Origin of the sequence: Microbacterium sp. NPDC028030 (assembly GCF_040637855.1) — a bacterium.
Lineage (GTDB): Bacteria > Actinomycetota > Actinomycetes > Actinomycetales > Microbacteriaceae > Microbacterium.
In genome coordinates this window covers 597,515-615,230 of the sequence record NZ_JBEZXF010000003.1, presented here as the reverse complement: position 1 = coordinate 615,230, position 17,716 = coordinate 597,515, and the positions used below count along the sequence as shown (strand labels likewise).

The window sequence follows — 17,716 nt, the reverse complement described above, 5'->3', positions numbered from 1 at the left end:
CTACCGTCGGCTTCTTCGCGACCGGGGGCCGGCATCCTCAGGAGGAGGCCTCGGCAGGCGGCCTCGGGCTGTCGTCGCCGCGTCTGCGCAGGAGGCGATTCAGCAGGCGGCTCATCGGGTCGCTCAGGAGGAGAAGGAGGAGTCCTGCATAGCCGTTCGGAGAGGCGAGGACGGCGATGGCCAGTGCCGCGACGAACAGGATGATCGCCGCGAGGTCTCCGATGGCTCCCAGGCGCACGGTCTCGGCCGACACGGAGCCGAGCTCGGGATGACGCGCCAGATACAGCCAGCCGGCGAGGGTGGTGACCTGCGTCATGATCAGCGTGCCGATGTACACCACAGCCTGCAACGCGTCGGTGTCCATCTGCCCGATCATGGCGGTGGGCACGGGCAGCCACACGATCGTCGCCATCCAGGCGACGTTGATCCACAGCAGGGGGCCGGTGACGAACTCCACGTCCCGGTACTGGCGGTGATGTCCCATCCAGAACGTCGCGATGAGGAGGAAGCTCAGCCCGAAGCTGAGGAGCTGACCCGAGTGCTCGTCCAGGAATTCCGCGGTACTCATGTGGGCGGACGCCGCCTCGGAGATGGACTCCATGAGGGGGAGGATGAGCAGCGTCATGGCGATCGCGACGACGGCATCGATGAACGCCTTGAAGCGATCGCTCGGAATCGGCCTCGTGCGTGGAGTCTCGGTCACGGCGTCAGGATAGACCCGAGACGGTCGCCGCGTGCCGCGGGGACAGCGGGCTGTGCCCTACCGTTGTCCTGTGTCGTCACTCGCTCCCGCCGTCGCTGAGATCCGCCTCGCCGTCCGCACCGCGCTCGCGGAGCTCTCCGAGGGATCGACGGTCGCCGTCGCGCTCTCCGGGGGAGCAGACTCGCTCGCGCTCACCGCCGCCACGGTCTTCGAAGCGCGTCGTCGGGGGATCCGGGTGGTCAGCGTGACCGTCGACCACGGCCTCCAGGAGGGGTCGTCCCTCATCGCGAGCAGGGCAGCTGTCGCCGCAGAAGCAGTGGGCGTCGACGACGCGCTGCAGACCCGAGTCGCGGTCGAGCTGGCGTCCGGCTCAGGGATCGAGGCCGCCGCTCGTGATGCCCGATACGCGGCACTCGCCGGTGTCGCGCGCGCGGAAGGAGCGTCAGCGGTGCTGCTCGGGCACACGCTCGACGACCAGGCGGAGACCGTGCTGCTGGGGCTCGCCCGGGGTTCGGGCGCGACCAGTCTGCGCGGCATGGCCCCCTCACGCGAGGACGAAGACGGGCTCCGCTGGATCCGCCCGCTGCTCGCCGTGCGTCGCGAGACCACTCGTGCGTTCTGCGTCGCATCCGATCTCGAGTTCTGGGACGATCCCCACAACCTCGACGACCGCTATGCCAGGGTGCGGGTGCGGCAGCGGGTGCTGCCGGTGCTCGAGGCCGAGCTGGGCCCCGGCATCGCGGATGCCCTCGCACGAACTGCAGAACAACTCAGGGAGGACGCGGAGGCCTTCGACGAGATGATCCACGAGACGATCGAGGACATCGTCGAGCACGCCGAGGCAGGGATCTCCGTCAGCGTCGCCGCCCTCGCCGCGAATCCAGCGGCATTGCGCAACCGCATCATCCGCCTCGTGGTCGACAGCGAGTTCGGGGTCAGCCTCACGAGGGCGCAGACCGTCGAGGTCGCGCGCCTCGTGACCGACTGGCACGGTCAGGGCCCGATCGACCTTCCCGAGTGCTCCGCCGTGCGCCAGGGCGGACGCATCGTGTTCACCGCATCCGGCCGCTGAGCAGGACTCGCCGGCAGCGGTCGTCTCGCGACCGGATGCGTCGGTGTGGTCCTACTTCTTGCCGCCGAAGAGGCCGCCGAGGAGGCCGCCGAGGTCGATGCCTCCGCCCGAGCCGCTGCTGCCGCCGCCAAGCAGACCGCCGATGACGTCGCCGATGACGTCGCCGATGCCGCCGGAGGAGCCGCCGTTGCCGCCGCCGAGGATGCCGCCGATCACGTCCCCGATGCCGCCGGAGCTCTCGCCTCCGGCCTCCGCCTTCGACGTCTTGTCCTTGCTGGCGTTCGCGATGAGCCCCATCACGATGGGGGCGAGGATCGGGAGGAGCTTGCCGAAGTCGATGCCGGGGGTCGCCTTGGACTCGGTCAGCTCCTTGGTGACCTCCTTCTCCTTCGAGCCGAGGATGTGCGCGACGATCTTGCCGCCGTCGGTCTGATCGATGTCGTCGACCTTCGCCGCGCCGGTGGTGCCCGCGTGCTTCTTCAGGGCGTTCTGGATCGCGGCCGACCCCTCCTCGGTCTCCGCGTTCTTCGCGAGCCCGCCGAGCAGAACGGCGCCGCCCTGCTCGACCGCGACCTTCGCCTCGTCCCGCGAGACACCAAGCTTCTCCGCGATGTCGTCGATCGGCACCTGCGCGAGGATGTCGTCAAGAGCCATGGTGAATCCTTCCGTCCGGGGCGTCCGCCCGCATCTCCCGCTCACAGTAGTGCGGATGGTCGACGTTGGGGAGATATCCGCGGCACTGCGTCGAAGCACGCGGCGACGTCGCCTAAAATCGATCCATGCGCGCCGCGGAGATCCAGGACGACCTTGCACAGATCCTCGTCACAGAGGAGGAGATCCTCGCCAAGCTCGATGAGCTGGCGGCGCAGGTCGCCGAGGACTACGAAGGCAAGGACCTCGTGCTCGTCGGTGTGCTGAAGGGGGCCGTCATGGTCATGGCCGACTTCGCGCGGGCCCTGCCGTTCCACGCCCCGATGGACTGGATGGCCGTGTCGAGCTACGGAGCGAGCACAAAGTCCAGCGGTGTCGTGCAGATCAGGAAGGACCTCGACACCGACCTCAACGGCAAGCACGTCCTGATCGTCGAGGACATCATCGACTCCGGCCTCACGCTCAGCTGGCTGCTCGAGAACTTCGGGTCCCGCGGCGCCGAGTCGATCGAGGTGCTGGCGCTGCTGCGCAAGCCGGAGGCGGCGAAGGTCGTGATCGACTGCAAGTACGTGGGCTTCGACATCCCCACCGACTTCGTCGTCGGATACGGCCTCGACTACGACGAGCGCTACCGCAACCTGCGCGATGTCGCCGTGCTCGCACCGCACGTCTACTCCTGACCGCCGACGCGCTACGCCGTGGGTGAACGCACAGCGACCCCCTAGGACGCGCGCGATACGCTGATCCGATCATGGATGTGAAGAAGCTCACCCGGAATCCGCTGATCTACGTCGCGCTGATCGGCGTGCTGCTCTTCGGCGGATTCCTGCTGATCTCGAATCTGGGTGCGCCCGCGCAGATCACCACCCAGGAAGGCCTGAAGCTCCTGGGCGGTGAGACGGTCACCAAGGTCGTGAACACGGATGGCGATCAGCGCGTCGACATGACACTCTCCAAGCCGTTCGAAGGCTCCGAGAACGTGCAGTTCTACTACGTCGATGCCCGCGCCGACGAGGTGGTCAGCGCGATCAACGAGGCCGCGCCCAAGGACGGCTTCAACGACGCGGTCCCGCGCGCGACCTGGTTCGACGGCTTCCTCTCCCTCCTGCTCCCTCTCGTGCTGCTGGGCCTTCTCTTCTGGTGGCTCCTCTCGTCGATGCAGGGCGGCGGCGGCAAGGTCATGCAGTTCGGCAAGTCGAAGGCCAAGCTCGTCAACAAGGAGACGCCGACCGTCACCTTCGCCGACGTCGCAGGCGCCGACGAGGCGATCGAAGAGCTCCACGAGATCAAGGAGTTCCTGCAGGACCCCGCGAAGTTCCAGGCGATCGGCGCCCGCATCCCGAAGGGCGTGCTCCTGTACGGTCCTCCCGGAACCGGCAAGACGCTCCTCGCCCGCGCCGTCGCAGGCGAGGCCGGTGCCCCGTTCTACTCGATCTCCGGTTCCGACTTCGTCGAGATGTTCGTCGGCGTCGGCGCCTCCCGCGTGCGTGACCTGTTCAGCCAGGCCAAGGAGAACGCCCCGGCCATCATCTTCATCGATGAGATCGACGCCGTCGGCCGGCACCGTGGCGCCGGGATGGGCGGCGGAAACGATGAGCGCGAGCAGACGTTGAACCAGATGCTCGTCGAGATGGACGGCTTCGACCCGAACGCGAACGTCATCGTGATCGCGGCCACCAACCGTCCCGACATCCTCGACCCCGCGCTGCTGCGTCCCGGTCGCTTCGACCGCCAGATCGGCGTCGACGCCCCCGACCTCAAGGGCCGCCAGAAGATCCTCGAGGTGCACAGCAAGGGCAAACCACTGTCGAAGAACGTCGACCTCGAGGTCGTCGCCCGCAAGACCCCCGGCTTCACCGGCGCCGACCTGGCGAACGTGCTGAACGAGGCCGCGCTGCTCACAGCCCGCTCGAACGCCCAGCTCATTGACAACCGTGCCCTCGACGAGGCCATCGACCGCGTGATCGCCGGTCCGCAGCGCCGCACCCGCGTGATGAAGGACAAGGAGAAGCTCATCACGGCGTACCACGAGGGCGGTCACGCGCTCGCGGCGGCGGCGATGAACTACACCGACCCCGTGACCAAGATCACGATCCTGCCCCGTGGCAAGGCGCTCGGCTACACGATGGTGCTGCCGCTCGACGACAAGTACTCGGTGACCCGCAACGAGCTGCAGGACCAGCTCACCTACGCCATGGGCGGCCGCGTCGCCGAGGAGATCGTCTTCCACGACCCGACGACCGGCGCGTCGAACGACATCGAGAAGGCGACCTCGATCGCTCGCAAGATGGTGATCGAGTACGGCATGACCACGCAGGTCGGCCCGGTCAAGCTCGGCACCGAGGGCGGCGACATGTTCGTCGCGCGCGACGTGGGACGAGGTCGCGAATACTCCGAGAAGGTCGCCGAGCGGGTGGATGCCGAAGTGCGCGCCCTGATCGAGCAGGCGCACAACGAGGCGTACGCGGTCATCAGCGAGAACCGCGACATCCTCGACAAGCTCGCCCTGGCGCTCCTCGAGGAGGAGACCCTCGACCACAACCAGATCGCCGAGATCTTCACCGAGGTGAAGAAGCTCCCCGAGCGTCCCCTGTGGCTCTCGAGCGAGGATCGTCCGGTGTCGGAGCGCCCCCCGATCGAGGTGCCGAAGAAGGACGTCTCGCTCGCCGCATCCGTCGAGGCTCCGGCCACCGCGCCGCGCACGCAGCAGGGTTCGGCGGGAGCCGGGCACCCGCGGCCTGCGACGGCGTGACGTGGCCGTCGACAGGGAACGCGTCGAGCGTCTCACCCGGGAACTGCTCGAGGCGATCGGCGAGGATCCGGACCGCCCTGGGCTGAAGCAGACCCCGTCGCGGATGGCGGAGTTGTACTCGGAGTTCTTCTCCGGTGTGGGAGCGGATGCTGCCGCGCCCCTCGCGCGCACCATCAGCGTCTCGCGAGGCCCCGCACCCGACACCCTCCCGTCCGGCGCTGTGCTGCTGCGTGACATCCGCTTCCGCTCGGTCTGCGAGCACCACCTGCTGCCGTTCGCCGGTCACGCCCACATCGCGTATCTCCCCGGTGAACAGGTCGTGGGCCTCGGGGCGCTCGTGCACGTGGTCGAGATCCTCGCCGCCCGCCCGCAGGTGCAGGAGCGCCTCGGCGAGCAGATCGCCGACACGATCGCCGATGGCCTCGACACACGGGGTGTCCTCGTGGTCCTCGACGCCAGCCACGGCTGCGTCACGATGCGCGGCGGCCGGCAGACGGAGGCCTCGACCCTCACGATCGCCGCACGCGGCGAGTACACGGACGCCGTCGCCAGAGCGGAGCTCATCACGCTGATCGGTGCATCGGCGGCCAACGGAAGCGCGCACGGATGACGGCCATCTGGGGCATCGTCAACGTGACGCCGGATTCCTTCAGCGACGGCGGACGCTATCTCGATGTCGACAGCGCCGTCGCTCACGGTCTGCGCCTGCGCGCAGAGGGAGCTGACGTGCTCGACATCGGCGGCGAATCCACCAGACCCGGCGCAGACCGCGTCGGCGACGAGGTCGAGCAGCAGCGGGTTCTTCCCGTGATCGAACGACTCGTCGCCGCGGGTGCGCCCGTGAGCGTCGACACGCTCAGCGCCGTCACGGCCGCCGCCGCCGTGCGGGCGGGAGCCAGGATCGTCAACGATGTGTCAGGGGGACTGGCCGATCCGGAGATGCTCGGGGCCGTCGCCGAGTCGGGGGCGGATTTCGCGATCGGCCACTGGCGCGGCTTCTCGGCCGACATGTACGCGAACGCCGAGTATCGTCGCGTCGCGCGCGAGGTCGCGGGGGAGCTTCACGAGCGCATGGGCGAGGCGGCAGCGGCGGGGATCGCCCCGTCCCGTCTGATCGTCGACCCCGGTGTCGGGTTCGCGAAGGCGGGTTCCCAGAACTGGGACGTGCTGCGCGGGCTCGATGAGATCGTCGCACTCGGTCCCCGCGTTCTCGTCGGCACATCCCGCAAGCGCTTCCTGGCAGAGACACTGCGGCAGAGCGCAGGGTCGGAGGACGAGGTGTCGGAGTCGCGACGCGACCTGGCGACCGCGGTGACGAGCGCCCTCGCCATGCGCGCCGGAGTCTGGGCCGTGCGGGTGCATGACGTCGCCGCCACGCGCGATGCGCTCGCGATCGCGCGCGCATGGGCAGGCTGAGCCCGCACCCCCGCCGAGAGGGCGCGTCCCCGTACGCTAGTCACATGGATTCCCTCGATGAGATCGTCCTCACCGGTCTGACCGTCTTCGGCCGCCACGGCGTGTACGCGAAAGAGCGCGAAGAGGGGCAGGAGTTCACGGTCGACCTCCGGCTGAGCCTGTCGCTCGAGCAGGCCGCGGCGACCGACGACGTGGGCGACACGGTGCATTACGGAGAACTGGCCGAGAAGGTGGCCGCTGTCGTGTCCGGTGAGCCGGTGAACCTGATCGAGACGCTCGCCGAGCGGATCGCCGAGGTGGCGCTGGCGGATGCCCGGGTGCAGAACGTGTCTGTCACCGTCCACAAACCGCACGCCCCTATCGCCGTGCGTTTCGCCGACGTGTCCGTCACGGTCCGCCGCAGCCGCGCCTTCGAGGCGCTCGAGGACATCACGGTATGAGTCGGAACCTCGCGAACCCGCTCGATCGTGCTGCCCCCGCGCAGCGGCGGCCCGAGATCGAGGCTGTCGTCGCGCTCGGCGCGAACCTCGGAGACCGCCAGGCGACGATCGAGGCGGCAGCAGCAAGGATCGCCCGGTTGCCGTTGGTCAGCGAGGTGCGTCTGTCGCGACTCTTCGAGACCGTCGCCCTCAGAGTCGACGGCCCCGACCCCGAGGCGCCGGGCTATGTCAACGCGGTCGCGCTGGTGACGACACGGCTCGCGCCCGAGATCCTCCTCGGGATGCTGCACGCCATCGAGGAGGAGAACGGCAGGGAGCGCCGGGAGGTGTGGGGCGATCGCACCCTCGACCTCGACCTCATCGCGTACGGCGACGTCACCTCCGACGAGCCGCGTCTGCGATTGCCGCACCCGCGCGCCGCGGAGCGCCTGTTCGTGCTGGAGCCCTGGCTGGACGTCGACCCCGAGGCCGAGCTCCTCGGCCGGGGGAAGGTGGCGGACCTCGTGGCCGAACTGCGTGCACGGGGCGACGAGAGATGAGGCGCACCTCCGCCGGAGTCCTCATCGTCCTCGCGCTGCTCGCTGCCGGCGCCGGGTTCCTCCTCGATCACATGCTGACGGCGACGGGGCGCGTCACCTTCACCCCCTCGCTCTTCCTGCCGGTGCTCCTGGTCCTGATCGCCGCAGCATCGGTGGGCGTCGCCTGGCCGGTGCGGCGCAGCGTGCGGTCGGGCATCCGCATAGACCCGTTCCGGGCGCTCAGGGCGGCGACCCTCGCGAGGGCATCGAGCCTGCTGGGTGCCATCATGGCGGGGTTCGGTGCCGGGCTGCTGGTCTTCCTGCTGTCCCGGCCGGTCGATCCACAGGTAGGGTCGACTGTGGCCATGCTGGCCCTCATCGGGAGCGCGATCGTCCTCGTGATCGCCGCACTCGTCGCCGAACAGTTCTGCACCCTGCCGAAGGATCCTGATGACTCAGAACCCAGAGACCGCGCCCCTGAACCCGGCGGAGGGCACTGACCTCGACGCGCTCGATCGGGGCACATACCCGGAACTGCGCACCGCACGCAATGAGGCGCGCCTCGAGCTCGACGGCACCTGGCACCAGATCTCGCCGCGATACGTCGTGTCGCAGGTCCTGCAGAACGTGATCTTCCTCGTCTTCGTCGCGGTCGTCGCCGTCGTGCTGAGCCTCGTGCTCGACCAGCAGTGGGTGTGGATCCCCGCCGGCATCATCCTCGTCATCACGCTGTTCGCGCTCATCATCCTCCCGCGTCAGGCCAAGGCGATCGGATACATGCTGCGCGCCGACGACATCGTCTTCCGCAAGGGCATCCTCTGGCAGCGCATGATCGCCGTGCCCTACGGTCGTATGCAGCTCGTGGACATCACGCAGGGTCCGCTCGACCGCGGCTTCGGGATCGCCCAGCTCAAGATGGTGACAGCCGCTGCGACGACCGGTGTGCAGATCCCCGGGCTCACCCAGCAGGCCGCAGAGGCATTGCGCGACACTCTGATCCAGGTCGCCGAGACCCGCCGGACAGGCCTGTGAGCGAGCCGCAGCTTCCGCCCACCACGCCCGTGCAGGAGGCCGCCGTGCCGTCGACGAGCATGGCGAACGGCGAGTGGCATCGCATGCACCCGCTCACGCCGCTCTTCAAGGGCGGCCTGGCGTTGATCATCATCGCGGGCATCGTGATCGCGAACATGCGCGACCGTCTCATCGCATGGGCCGTAGGCATCTTCACCCCGGAGGAGGCGCATTACGGCGACTACACGGGTGGCGATCCCGTCGACTGGGTGCTCTCGAACAACCTCATCCTTGTCGCACTGCTCGTCGTGCTGGGGCTCGTCGTCGTCCTCGTGCTCATCTTCTGGTTCGTCTGGCGCTTCCAGCAGTTCCGGATCACCGGCGACCATGTGGAGGTCCGCAAGGGGATCATCTTCCGCTCGCACCGTCGCGCGCCGCTCGACCGGGTTCAGGGCGTGAACCTGACGCGTCCGTTCCCCGCTCGCATCATCGGCCTCGCGAAGCTGGAGGTCGTCGGAGCGGGCAACGATGCGAACGTCGAGTTGGAGTACCTGGCGACGCAACGGGCCGAGTCGGTCCGTGCCGACATCCTCCGACTCGCTTCCGGGGCGAGGGCAGCACGCGATGCCGCGCTGAACCCCTCGGCGGGCGCACCGGCCCAGCCGGTTCCGACCTCCGCTCGCGCGCAGCTCGTCGGGTCGATGAACGACGGTGTCAACGGACTGATCGCGGGCGTCGACCTGGCCGATGTCGTACCAGAGAGCGTCGTGAAGATCCCCACGGGCCGTCTGGTCGGATCGCAGCTGATCTCTGGGCTGTTGTGGTTCGTGTTCTTCGGTGCGATCTTCGCGATCGCGATCGGCAGCGCGCTGATCGGCATGTTCATCGACGGCGACACGGGCGGTGGAGTCGTGCTGCTCGGCCTGGGCCTGGGCATGGGAATCCCCATGGTCGTGGCTGTGGTGGGTATCACCTGGGCGCAGATCTCGAAGTCGCTGCGGTACTCGATCGCCCCGACGCCGGACGGCGTGCGCATCACCTACGGGCTGCTGACGACCGTGACCGAGACGCTTCCGCCCGGACGCATCTTCGCCGTCGAGGTGTCGCAGTCTCTGTTGTGGCGTCCGTTCGGCTGGTGGACCATCAAGATCAACCGGATGAGCGGCAAGAGTGCCGCTCAGCAGTCGTCCGGCAGTGGGCAGCAGTTCAACGTGGTGCTGCCGGTGGGGAAACGTGCCGATGTCGAGCGGGTGCTCGCGCTCGTGCTGCCCGACGTGCCGGCCGACAGGATCCCGTCCGTCTGGGATCAAGGAGTCATGGGTCCGATCGAGGGGGACCCCTACCGGTCGATGCCGCGGCGTGCCTGGTGGCGACGGCCCTTCTCCTGGAAGCGCCACGGCTACCTGGTCACCGACTTCGGCCTGCTGCTGCGCAGGGGGATCGTGTGGCGCAAGCTTGCCGTGTTCCCCCTGGCCCGGCTGCAGGGTGTGTCCTTGAGTCAAGGACCGATCGATCGGGCGCAACGCGTCTCGGGCGCGCAGGTGCACACCGTCCCCGGCCCGATCACGGGCTACCTCTCCGGTCTGGAGCGCGCCGACGCGCTGGCGCTCCTCGACGACGTGAGCCGTGCCGCTGCCGAAGCTGCGTCACGGGACACCACCCACCGTTGGAGTCAGCACGCGATCGAGACTCCGGTCGCACGGTCCGCGGCGCCGCCCGCCTACGCGGGACCGCCGCCCGTGTCGCCGCCTCCCGCCTTCGTGCCGCCGCTCGCGCCCCCGTCTCCAGGGGCGCAGCCGGCGCCGTACGCGCCGCCGCCTACGTTCGTCGCTCCTCCGCCTCCGGCCGCACCTCCGGCTCCTCCGCCTTCGGCAGCACCTCCTGCTCCTCCGCCTTCGGCAGCACCTCCTGCTCCTCCGGCGCCTCCCGCTCCTCAGGGCGAGTGACCGTGTCTCGTGACGGGCGCCTGGGCGTCGGAGTCATCGGGGCGGGGCGAGTCGGACCTGTGATCGGGGCGGCGCTCGGAGCGGCCGGGCACGCGGTGGTCGGCATCACCAGCGGATCCGATGACGAGCGCGCTTCCGCGGTACTGCCGGACGTTCCCGTGCTCGAGGCGCTGGAGGTCGTCCGCCGGGCGGAGCTCGTGATCATCGCGGTCCCCACGGAAGAGCTGCCTTCGTTGGTCGCCGGGATCGCGGAGGTCGGGGGCTGGCAAGTCGGGCAGCTGGTCCTGCACACCGATCCGGCATACGGCATCGACGTGCTGCGGCCGGCTGCCGAGCGCGGCGCCATCCCGCTCGCGGTCCACCCCGCGATCACGTTCACGGGGACATCCATCGACGTACGGCAGCTGCAGGCGGCGTTCGCTGCGGTGACGGCCCCGGCTCCGGTGTTGCCGATCGCGCAGGCGCTCGCCGTGGAGATGGGCTGTGAGCCGGTGGTGATCGCCGAGCAGGACCGGCCCGCCTACGCCGACGCCATCGCGACGGCCACGGAGTTCTCCCGATCGATAATCGGACAGTCGACCGCCCGGCTGCGCGAGATCGGCATCGAGAACCCGGGTGGTTACCTCTCGGCTCTGGTGCAGTCGACCGTGGAGCGGGCCCTGCGCGATGCGTCCGACCCGCCTCTCCTGACCTGAGGGTGCACCGGAACTGAGCGCACTCGGCTCAGCGCCCGCCGGAGAACCCGCCGCCTCCGCCGCCTCCGGAGAACCCGCCGCCGAACGACCCGCCGGCGCTCGACGACGTGCCAGCCGATGGTGCTGAGTAGGTCGCGGCCGCGTGCGACGACGCTATGAACGACGCGAGCTGCATCCGGAGGGCGAACGATGCCGGGTCGCCGATCCACGTCGCCCCTCGCCCCTCGTGCGTGTAGGCGCGTTCGAGCACTCCGCCCCACTCGTCTTCCATGCCGAACAGGATCGCGTAGGGGAGGAGTCGCTCGTACACGTGGATGACATCGGCGGCACCGTCCGTCCGCCGCTCGGCGCCGCTGTACGACTGGAGCATCTTCAGGCGGTCGGCCTCGGCCACGCGGATGAACTCCTGCACGCCCTGCAGATACTCGTACGTGCGGGCTCCCTCGGACGTGAGCACCGTGTGCTTCGAGAAGGCGTACAGGCTCGACAGGAGCACGAGGAAGGCGACGAACGACATCACCACGAGCGCGGGTATCGCGGAGAGGCGCCCCGTGGTCGCTCCCCAGATCCCGAGCGCCAGACCGACGGCGGCGATGCCGATCGCGGTCCACTGCAGGATGACGGCGCCGCGGCTGCGGACCTTCTCGGTGAGACCGCGCGTCGCCGCCGCGGTCGCACCGCTCTGCTCCAGGACGCTCATCCGCGCGGCGAAGCCCTCGTCTTCTGCGGGCAGGTCGACCACGCCTTCCGCATCGGCGTCCACGAAGAGTGCGTCCAGTGCGTCGTGATCGAGGTCATCGAGTGCGCGCGGGGAGGAGAGACGCCGCAGTCGCGGTTGCTCCTCTTCCGCCCCTTCTTCGATACGCAGGGCACCGCTCACAGCGAGATGCACGATCTCGGCGGGGACGACATCCTTCGCGCCGGGGATCACGGCTCCCGCGATCAGCGGCGGCAGCGAGGCGGGTACGTCGTACTGGGCGACGACGATCCCGGTGGCCTTCCGCCGCCGTCGTGCGAATCCCGCGACCGCGAACCAGCTCCCGACCGAGAGGGCCGCAGCACCGCCGGCCGCGATGAGAGGGGCGACATCGCCGACCGGATCGGGGGTGCGGGCAGTGGGCTGTGTGACGGTGCCGGCGTCGAAGCCGACGGCGACCGTCACCCCGTCGCCGGCCGGACGTTCGCCGGATTCGACGCGGAACGTCGCGGTGCCGTCGGTCACAGTCGGACCTTGCAGATCGCAGGTCTCCGTCGACCCCGACGTCCCGGTGTAACACCGGGTCGCGCCGGTCAGCGCCGCGGTCATCGCGGTGTCGAACACGACATCGGCGCGGAAACGCTCGATGGCCTGGGTGCTGTCGAGCGGCAGCAGGTCCCAGTAGAACTCGTCGACCGAGGGCGTCGTCGCTCCTGCCGCGGGCTTAGTCGCGAGGATGACGTCGCGCATCTCGTACTCGATGACGTACGTGGTGAGGCCCTGCACATAGTCGTCGGTGCCCGTCTGCACGTAGAGAAGTCCGTCCTCCTCGTCGGTCTCGTAGGGGACGGGGGTGCCATCTTCGTCCGTGACCGCGATGATGCGCGTCTCGAGGCTCGCTCCCTCGTACGACGTGGGAAGGCCGCGGACGATGCCTCTGTTCTGGTCGGTTTCGGGGAATCGGGCGACCAGAGTCTCGGTCACATGCATCCGAGCGCGGCCGTCCTCATCAAGCCCGACACGATAGGAGGCATCCCACGAGGCGTAGGAGAAGTCGTCCACCTCCGCGGCGACGACGGCGGGGTGACCGCCAGAATCTGCCGCGGGTGCGACGTCACCCGTAGCGGCTGCGACCGGAGTCGGGGCGGCGATGGCGGCGAGGGCGAGAGCGAATGCAGCGAACGCGCGGAGGATCCGTGTGTGGGCCATTCTTCGAGGCTACCCAGCACGCGCCGAAGAGCGGCACGTCGCCTCGGTAAACTGGGAGGGACTTCCAAGGAGCCCCGCACATGACTGACGCGTCCGCCGCGCCCGAATCGGCCTCGACCGACCCTTCCATCGAAGAGGACGTCCACGAGCAGAAGGCCGTGCGCCTCGCCAAGCGCGAGCGCCTGATCGAGAAGCGCACGGACGCGGCCGGAGGGGCCTTCCCGGTGAGCGTTCCGGTGACCCACACGATCCCCGCGCTTCGCGCCGAGTACGGCGCCCTCGAGGCGGGAGCCGAGACCGGTGTCGTCGTCGGTGTCGCAGGGCGTGTCGTGTTCAGCCGCAACACCGGCAAACTGTGTTTCGCCACCCTGCAGGCCGGTGACGGCTCGCGCATCCAGGCGATGATCTCGCTGGCGAACGTCGGTGAGGAGTCCCTCGCGGACTGGAAGGAGTACGTCGACCTGGGCGATCACGTCTTCGTGCACGGTGAGGTCATCTCGAGCCGCCGCGGCGAGCTGTCGATCATGGCGGACGGCTGGGAGATCGCGTCCAAGGCGATCCTCCCGCTTCCGAACGCCTACGCAGAGCTCAGCGAGGAAGGGCGCGTGCGCAGCCGTTACCTCGACCTCATCGTCCGGGAACAGGCGCGCACCACCGTCCGCGCCCGCGCCGCTGTGAACGCGAGCCTGCGTGCCACTTTCACCAGCCACGACTACCTCGAGGTGGAGACTCCGATGCTGCAGGTGCAGCACGGCGGCGCTTCTGCGCGCCCGTTCGTCACCCACTCCAACGCCTTCGACACCGAGCTCTACCTGCGTATCGCTCCGGAGCTCTACCTGAAGCGCGCCGTCGTCGGCGGCATCGAGCGCGTATTCGAGATCAACCGGAACTTCCGCAACGAGGGCGCTGACTCGACTCACAGCCCCGAGTTCGCGATGCTCGAGGCGTATCAGGCATACGGCGACTACAACCAGATGGCGGCGCTGACCCAGGAGCTCGTGCAGAAGGCGGCGATCGCCGTCTCCGGCTCGACGACCGTGACCTGGGCGGACGGCACCGAGTACGACCTGGGCGGCGAGTGGGATCGCATCTCGATGTACGAGTCGCTCTCGGCCGCGACCGGTCGCACGATCACTCCGCAGGACTCGGTCGAGGACCTCATCGCCTTCGCCGAGGCGAACGAGGTCGAGCTTCCCGCGCAGGCCACTCACGGCAAGCTGGTCGAAGAGCTGTGGGAGCACTTCGTCAAGGGTGACCTGGTCCGACCGACCTTCGTGATGGACTTCCCCGTCGACACGTCGCCTCTCGTGCGCGAACACCGCTCGATCGCCGGCGTCGTGGAGAAGTGGGATCTCTACATCCGCGGCTTCGAGCTGGCCACCGGATACTCCGAGCTCGTCGACCCCGTGATCCAGCGCGAGCGCTTCGTGGAGCAGGCGAAGCTCGCGGCACGGGGCGACGTGGAAGCGATGCCCGTCGATGAGGAGTTCTTGCGGGCGCTCGAACACGGCATGCCGCCGTCCGGCGGGATGGGCATGGGGATCGATCGTCTGCTGATGGCGATCACCGGCCTGGGGATCCGTGAGACCATCCTCTTCCCTCTGGTCAAGTAGGGCTCGGCAGGTCGTCATCCGGCCGAACCTCGACGGAACGCCCACTCCGGAAGGAGAGCGATGCCGATCATGGCCTCGAGCAGTGCCGCCAGGGAGTACCGGGGGTCGATCTCCCGCACGCGCTCGAGGTAGATGCCGGCATGAGTCGATCGCCCCAGGGCCCAGGACAACCACGCGGCGGCGGTGAGCGGTGCGGGTCGCGACGCTCGAGGTGCCCGTGCGGCCGCCGCTCGGACGACCGAGAGCGCGAGGCGCAGGCGATCCGTGGAGGGGGCGGGGCCCTCACCCAGGAAGACGCGCCCCAGTTCATCGGGCACCATCTCGCCGGACCTGGCATACGCCGTCTGGGCTTCGAGCGCGCGGATGCCACCTGCGAGGTCGGTCGCCCACTGCGCGAGGGCGACGTCGCGGAGCAGCGGACGTTCCAAGCACCACAGCAGTGCCGCCGTCTCGAAAGAGGGAAGGTCACCGGGGGTCTTCAGCACAGACTCGAAGAAGGCGGGGATGTCTTCGAGCAGCGCCAGGGCCGCGATCAGCTGCGGGTGCTCCCGTCCGGTCAGACGGACCCCGCCTTCCGGGTCGAGCAGCGCGGCCACGTCGAGCAACGCCCTCCCCACCCTCTCCTTCTCCGCCAGATTGACCACCGGGAGCGCGACCCCTGACGCCTGGTCTCCGGAGACATCGGCGACGGACGACACATCAGCCGGGGTGCATATCTCGTCGAGACTTCGAAGCGCGGGGATCGCCTCGATGTAGCTGGACCAGCCGGAGGGGGTGACGCACAGTGCGTCGATCACCCGGAGACCCGCATCCTCCGCGCAGCCGAGGAGCTCCTCCAGTGCCACGACGTGCGGGAGTACGAGGCCGTCTCGCGTGGCTTCCGCTTCCACGTCGGTGTACACGACCGCGGCCATGGCGTCGGTGCCCGGGACGCGCGAGAGGAGTCCGACCGCCGCATCGGCGTAGTCGTCGAGGGGTGTTCCCTCGTGCGGGAGGTCGAGCCGCATCGCGCCCTCGGTGCGGGGGCCGCGGAACGGGAGGAGCACGATGCTCCGGTGCGGTGTGAAGCCGGCGAGGGCGGGGACGAGGCCGAGGAATGCGGCGGAATCGGTGGCTCGAAGCACTGTTGTCATGCCGAGAGTGTCGCCGGTTCGCGCGCCCGTCGGGAACGAGATGCCCCATTGTGGATGCGGATCCTGAGAAGCCGGGAATGTGCATGAACAGTGGCTCGCGTACCATGGGGTGATGGACAACTTCTGGCTCGCCGTGGCATGGTCGCTCCTGCCGACCATCGGAGTGAGCGTCGTGTTCGTCCTCGTGCTCCGAGGCATCCTCCGCTTCGACCGCACCGAGCGCAAGGTCCATGCGCAGATCGAGGCGGAAGAGCGTGCGGCCCGCGGTCTCCCGCCGCGCGCCTGAGTCCGACCCATCCGCTACTGTGAAGCCAGCGCACCCGGTTGCGGTGCGCGTCCGAGGTGACCGTCACCGCGGTGGGTGAGGGGGCACGATGACCGCGGAGACCTGGGGATGGTGGATCGCCGCCTTCCTCGTGGCCCTCGATATCGTGATCCGCGTCACGGCGATCATCGTCATCCCGCGGAACCGGCGGCCCACGGCCGCCATGGCCTGGCTCCTCGCGGTGTTCTTCATCCCGTTCGTCGGCGTCTTCCTGTTCCTGCTGATCGGCAATCCGCGCCTGCCGCGCGCGCGGCGCCGCAAACAGGACCAGATCAACGAGTACATCGCCGACACCAGCGAGCATCTCCACTTCGGCACCCTTCGGCCGAACGCACCCGCGTGGTTCGGACCGATCGTCCAGATGAACCAGAGGCTGGGCGCGCTCCCGCTCTCAGGTGACAACGGCGCGCACCTGATCTCCGACTACCAGGAGTCCCTCGACGAGATGGCGGAAGCCATCCGCACCGCCGAGGACTACGTGCACGTCGAGTTCTACATCCTTCAGTCCGACACCTCGACAGACAACTTCTTCCGAGCGCTCGAAGAGGTGGCCGAGCGGGGCGTCGAGGTGCGGGTGCTGCTCGACCACTGGGCGAACCGCGGCAAACCTCGGTACAAGCAGACCATCGCCCGCCTCAACGCGATGGGTGCCGACTGGCGACTGATGCTGCCGGTGCAACCGCTCAAGGGCAAGATGCAGCGCCCCGATCTGCGCAACCACCGCAAGCTGCTCGTCGTCGACGGGATCGTGGCCTTCCTCGGCTCGCAGAACATCACGGACTCGACGTACAACCTCAAGAAGAACATCAAGAGGGGCTTGCACTGGGTCGACCTCATGGTCCGCCTCGACGGCCCCGTCGTGCTGAGCGTCAACGCGATCTTCCTCAGCGACTGGTACAGCGAGACCGATGTCGTGCTCTCGGAGATCGACATCGCGCACGCGAACATCGGCTCGGGCGACCTCGACTGTCAGGTCGTGCCCTCTGGCCCGGGGTTCGAGGTCGAGAACAACCTGCGCCTCTTCCTCGCGCTGCTGTACGCGGCGAAGAAGAAGATCATGATCGTCAGCCCGTACTTCGTGCCGGACGAGGCCCTCCTGCTCGCTGTCACCGCTGCTGTCGACCGGGGGGTGCACGTCGAACTCTTCGTGTCGGAAGAGGGCGACCAGGCCATGGTCTATCACGCGCAGCGCAGCTACTACGAGGTGCTGCTCAAGGCAGGGGTGCGCATCTGGATGTACCGCAAGCCGTACATCCTGCACACCAAGACCCTCACGATCGACGAAGAGGTCGCCGTCATCGGCTCCAGCAACATGGACATGCGCTCCTTCGGCCTGAACCTCGAGGTGTCGATGCTCGTGCGGGGCGAGGAGTTCGTCGCCGAGATGCGCGAGGTCGAAGACAAGTACCGTTCGCTCAGCAGGGAGCTGACCCTCGAGGAGTGGATGCAGCAGCCGTTGCGGTCGACCGTGCTCGACAACCTCGCCCGCCTCACCTCCGCTCTGCAGTAGGCGCCGCAGGCTATCCCGCCTACAG

Annotated in this window: 18 protein-coding genes; 14 read left to right on the top strand and 4 right to left on the bottom strand. The window is 68.6% G+C overall.

The window, feature by feature from the left end; genetic code table 11:
• Positions 1-37: 37 nt before the first annotated feature.
• Positions 38-703: a TMEM175 family protein gene (locus AB0E56_RS17440; RefSeq protein WP_359801142.1), complete on the bottom strand. Its 666-nt coding sequence runs from the start codon at positions 701-703 to the stop codon at positions 38-40.
• A gap of 70 nt (positions 704-773) precedes the next feature.
• Between AB0E56_RS17440 and tilS the strand changes: the two genes are divergently transcribed.
• Entirely contained in the window at positions 774-1,775 is a 1,002-nt protein-coding gene (tilS, locus tag AB0E56_RS17435; RefSeq protein WP_359801139.1) for a tRNA lysidine(34) synthetase TilS, read from the top strand.
• 51 nt (positions 1,776-1,826) lie between these two features.
• On the opposite strand, the gene AB0E56_RS17430 is transcribed toward tilS, so the two are convergent.
• Positions 1,827-2,429: a DUF937 domain-containing protein gene (locus tag AB0E56_RS17430; protein WP_359801136.1), complete on the bottom strand. Its 603-nt coding sequence runs from the start codon at positions 2,427-2,429 to the stop codon at positions 1,827-1,829.
• 125 nt (positions 2,430-2,554) lie between these two features.
• Between AB0E56_RS17430 and hpt the strand changes: the two genes are divergently transcribed.
• The 10 genes from hpt (at position 2,555) to AB0E56_RS17380 (ending at position 11,204) form a co-directional block, all read left to right on the top strand.
• Positions 2,555-3,106, top strand: a complete 552-nt coding sequence (gene hpt / locus AB0E56_RS17425; RefSeq protein ID WP_359801135.1) for a hypoxanthine phosphoribosyltransferase — start codon at positions 2,555-2,557, stop codon at positions 3,104-3,106.
• Between the two features lie 71 nt (positions 3,107-3,177).
• Complete coding sequence (gene ftsH / locus AB0E56_RS17420) at positions 3,178-5,178, top strand: ATP-dependent zinc metalloprotease FtsH (RefSeq protein ID WP_359801134.1); 2,001 nt, start codon at positions 3,178-3,180, stop codon at positions 5,176-5,178.
• Position 5,179: 1 nt separating this feature from the next.
• The gene (folE, locus tag AB0E56_RS17415; RefSeq protein WP_359801132.1) at positions 5,180-5,788 is read left to right on the top strand and encodes a GTP cyclohydrolase I; all 609 of its coding nucleotides are present in this window, start codon (positions 5,180-5,182) and stop codon (positions 5,786-5,788) included.
• A complete protein-coding gene (gene folP, locus AB0E56_RS17410; protein ID WP_359801129.1) occupies positions 5,785-6,594 on the top strand; it encodes a dihydropteroate synthase in 810 nt (269 codons plus the stop codon). Before folE ends, folP begins: the two co-directional genes overlap by 4 nt.
• A 44-nt stretch (positions 6,595-6,638) precedes the next feature.
• Entirely contained in the window at positions 6,639-7,034 is a 396-nt protein-coding gene (folB, locus tag AB0E56_RS17405) for a dihydroneopterin aldolase (RefSeq protein WP_359801128.1), read from the top strand.
• Complete coding sequence (folK, locus tag AB0E56_RS17400) at positions 7,031-7,573, top strand: 2-amino-4-hydroxy-6-hydroxymethyldihydropteridine diphosphokinase (protein WP_359801125.1); 543 nt, start codon at positions 7,031-7,033, stop codon at positions 7,571-7,573. The genes folB and folK overlap by 4 nt, the downstream gene beginning before the upstream one ends.
• On the top strand, positions 7,570-8,052 hold the full coding sequence (locus AB0E56_RS17395; RefSeq protein ID WP_220173945.1) for a DUF3180 domain-containing protein: 483 nt from the start codon (positions 7,570-7,572) through the stop codon (positions 8,050-8,052). Before folK ends, AB0E56_RS17395 begins: the two co-directional genes overlap by 4 nt.
• Complete coding sequence (locus AB0E56_RS17390) at positions 8,003-8,584, top strand: PH domain-containing protein (protein WP_359801123.1); 582 nt, start codon at positions 8,003-8,005, stop codon at positions 8,582-8,584. Before AB0E56_RS17395 ends, AB0E56_RS17390 begins: the two co-directional genes overlap by 50 nt.
• Complete coding sequence (locus AB0E56_RS17385) at positions 8,581-10,509, top strand: PH domain-containing protein (protein ID WP_359801121.1); 1,929 nt, start codon at positions 8,581-8,583, stop codon at positions 10,507-10,509. The genes AB0E56_RS17390 and AB0E56_RS17385 overlap by 4 nt, the downstream gene beginning before the upstream one ends.
• A gap of 2 nt (positions 10,510-10,511) precedes the next feature.
• Complete coding sequence (locus tag AB0E56_RS17380) at positions 10,512-11,204, top strand: DUF2520 domain-containing protein (protein ID WP_359801266.1); 693 nt, start codon at positions 10,512-10,514, stop codon at positions 11,202-11,204.
• Positions 11,205-11,232: 28 nt separating this feature from the next.
• On the opposite strand, the gene AB0E56_RS17375 is transcribed toward AB0E56_RS17380, so the two are convergent.
• A complete protein-coding gene (locus AB0E56_RS17375; protein WP_359801120.1) occupies positions 11,233-13,110 on the bottom strand; it encodes a DUF2207 domain-containing protein in 1,878 nt (625 codons plus the stop codon).
• Positions 13,111-13,190: 80 nt separating this feature from the next.
• Between AB0E56_RS17375 and lysS the strand changes: the two genes are divergently transcribed.
• Complete coding sequence (gene lysS, locus AB0E56_RS17370) at positions 13,191-14,723, top strand: lysine--tRNA ligase (protein ID WP_359801118.1); 1,533 nt, start codon at positions 13,191-13,193, stop codon at positions 14,721-14,723.
• 14 nt (positions 14,724-14,737) lie between these two features.
• Here the strand turns inward: lysS and AB0E56_RS17365 are convergent, their stop codons facing one another.
• Positions 14,738-15,856 (bottom strand): DUF4192 family protein, encoded by a 1,119-nt coding sequence (locus tag AB0E56_RS17365; protein ID WP_359801116.1) that lies wholly within the window; start codon positions 15,854-15,856, stop codon positions 14,738-14,740.
• A gap of 112 nt (positions 15,857-15,968) precedes the next feature.
• Here AB0E56_RS17365 and AB0E56_RS17360 point away from each other — a divergent pair, with 112 nt between their 5' ends.
• The gene (locus AB0E56_RS17360) at positions 15,969-16,142 is read left to right on the top strand and encodes a hypothetical protein (protein ID WP_359801115.1); all 174 of its coding nucleotides are present in this window, start codon (positions 15,969-15,971) and stop codon (positions 16,140-16,142) included.
• A gap of 88 nt (positions 16,143-16,230) precedes the next feature.
• Positions 16,231-17,691, top strand: coding sequence for a cardiolipin synthase (gene cls, locus AB0E56_RS17355; protein WP_359801113.1), 1,461 nt, complete (start codon positions 16,231-16,233; stop codon positions 17,689-17,691).
• Positions 17,692-17,716 lie beyond the last annotated feature (25 nt).